Source organism: Butyrivibrio sp. VCD2006 (assembly GCF_000423925.1).
In the GTDB taxonomy this organism is placed as follows: Bacteria; Bacillota; Clostridia; order Lachnospirales; family Lachnospiraceae; genus Butyrivibrio.
Genome location: NZ_AUIX01000072.1, coordinates 1 through 1781 on the forward strand (window position 1 = coordinate 1; position 1781 = coordinate 1781).

1 protein-coding gene is annotated in these 1781 nt (G+C 39.1%); it reads right to left on the reverse strand.

Annotation, left to right across the window (positions count from 1 at the left end; all coding sequences use genetic code 11):
* Positions 1-263 precede the first annotated feature (263 nt).
* A complete protein-coding gene (locus G586_RS0116925; protein ID WP_026528655.1) occupies positions 264-1580 on the reverse strand; it encodes an IS4 family transposase in 1317 nt (438 codons plus the stop codon).
* Positions 1581-1781: the final 201 nt, after the last annotated feature.

The following is a 1781-nucleotide window of genomic DNA, read 5'->3' on the forward strand; positions in this document are numbered from 1 at the left end:
CAATGTCATTAACTTTAGAATGAATTAACCAACGCCAAAGATATGTTCGGTTAACTTTAGCATGACACATCATCAATAAGTTCCGAAAGCCAAGCTATTGCACTACCCTCAGCATAATTTATCGCTATAGAAATATTATTATACTGCACATTGACAATTGACAAGCATGACAAAAAGACGAAATCACCTAATGTTAATAGAGAGGTGTCTTCATCAGTATAAATGTTGTATGATTGTATATGGAAATGGTGGAACTCTATTGTTTAATTACGATAGCAGAAACTTATCGGAAGCTTAAACCTGTGCTGGCGGGCAAAGGTTCTTCCAGGCCTGATTGGCTCAATATTTTGAGCAATCAGGCATTCCACCTCCATTACGGTTAGACAGTCATGAATTCTCAGAAAATCTCTGCATATTTTAAAGGCTTCTGCAAAATTTGGCTGATACAGATATTTGGTATCTTGCTGTTCAATTTCTACTCCATTTATGATTTCTGAACTGAAATTATGGAGAATTGCACGTGCCCATATCTCTTGTACGATATACTCATATTTTTTTGAATGAAGTGCCTTAAGGCAAAGCGGATATTTGAGGTCACGGAATGAATTTTCCTCGTTCCATCTCATGTGATAGAGACCTTTAAAATCCTCGAAGTCGAACTCTATGTCTGGGAGATTTGTAACTATGTTCTCGTAGCAACCAGGCATAATTTCGAATCTGACAATGCGTAGCGAGATATTGTATTCTGGATGTTCATCATCAAGATAGTCCATTGGAACAGCCTGACAGATATATCTGTACTGATCTGCAAGGTCAGGCCAGTTGTATTTCTTTTTGGATTGTGTCCTCGTAAGAATGCGATTGACACGGCAATCAACTTCCTTTAGTCCTTCTATTGAATAGCCGAGAATGCCTTTAAGCCGCTTATCGTTGCATCGAATTAGAAAGTACTGGTCGTTTTCGATAACATGTGCAAAGTTGTTATAGGATGCATATCCCATGTCGGCAAAATAGATTGTGGGAGGTCCGTCGTTTCCTGCCTCATCAAGCATTTCACAAAAGGCGGAATACTCATTGCGTTTTCTTCCGGGTTGGATTACAAGATTTGTAAACCTTCTGTCAAGTATGGAATAGAATGCATTGACATGGACTTGATTGAACCCTCGCGTAGACTTGCCATTAGGTTCAAAGAATGTGTCAGGATCATTGGGATTACGATAGATATCAATTGCTGAACCATCACAGGCGATGATCTGATATTTTTCGTTATAGAGTTTCTTGGAAAGTTTTGAGTTAAATGCAAACAGCAGATTTGCGAGAGCGTTCTCATTTAGCTTTTTTCGTTGCTTATAGAATGCGGCCTTTGATGGTGCTGATGTAGATCTCCCGAAATATCGATACAGTTCTTCTTTGATACAATCGGCCTCCATCGTAAGTAACACCATGATAGTTTCGTGAAATCCAAGTTTGCGATTTCTTGTGAAATCCTTACCCGGATTGACTGCATACAATTTGGGGTCATCTGCGATTTCGCTAATGGTAGCAAGTAACAGTGCCTTAACTGCGTCAGAATGTTTCATATAAGTGCCTCCTTGTAGTGAAAGTAACGTTTATGCCTTCACTACAAGGGCCGCACTCGTTACCTCTAAACAGCATCAGTAACGAGTGCGGCCGCGCATTTTGAACGGCTTGTCAACTATTTTTCATAATAATTTTTGTTAGGGGTAAGAAAAAAGCAGATCTTCGTTATTTACGAAAATCTGCTAAAGTAAATGACATTG

Coding starts and splice junctions, on each gene's coding strand:
- G586_RS0116925 (WP_026528655.1), bottom strand. CDS start 1,580: ATGAAACATTCTGACGCAGTTAAGGCACTGTTACTTGCTACCATTAGC.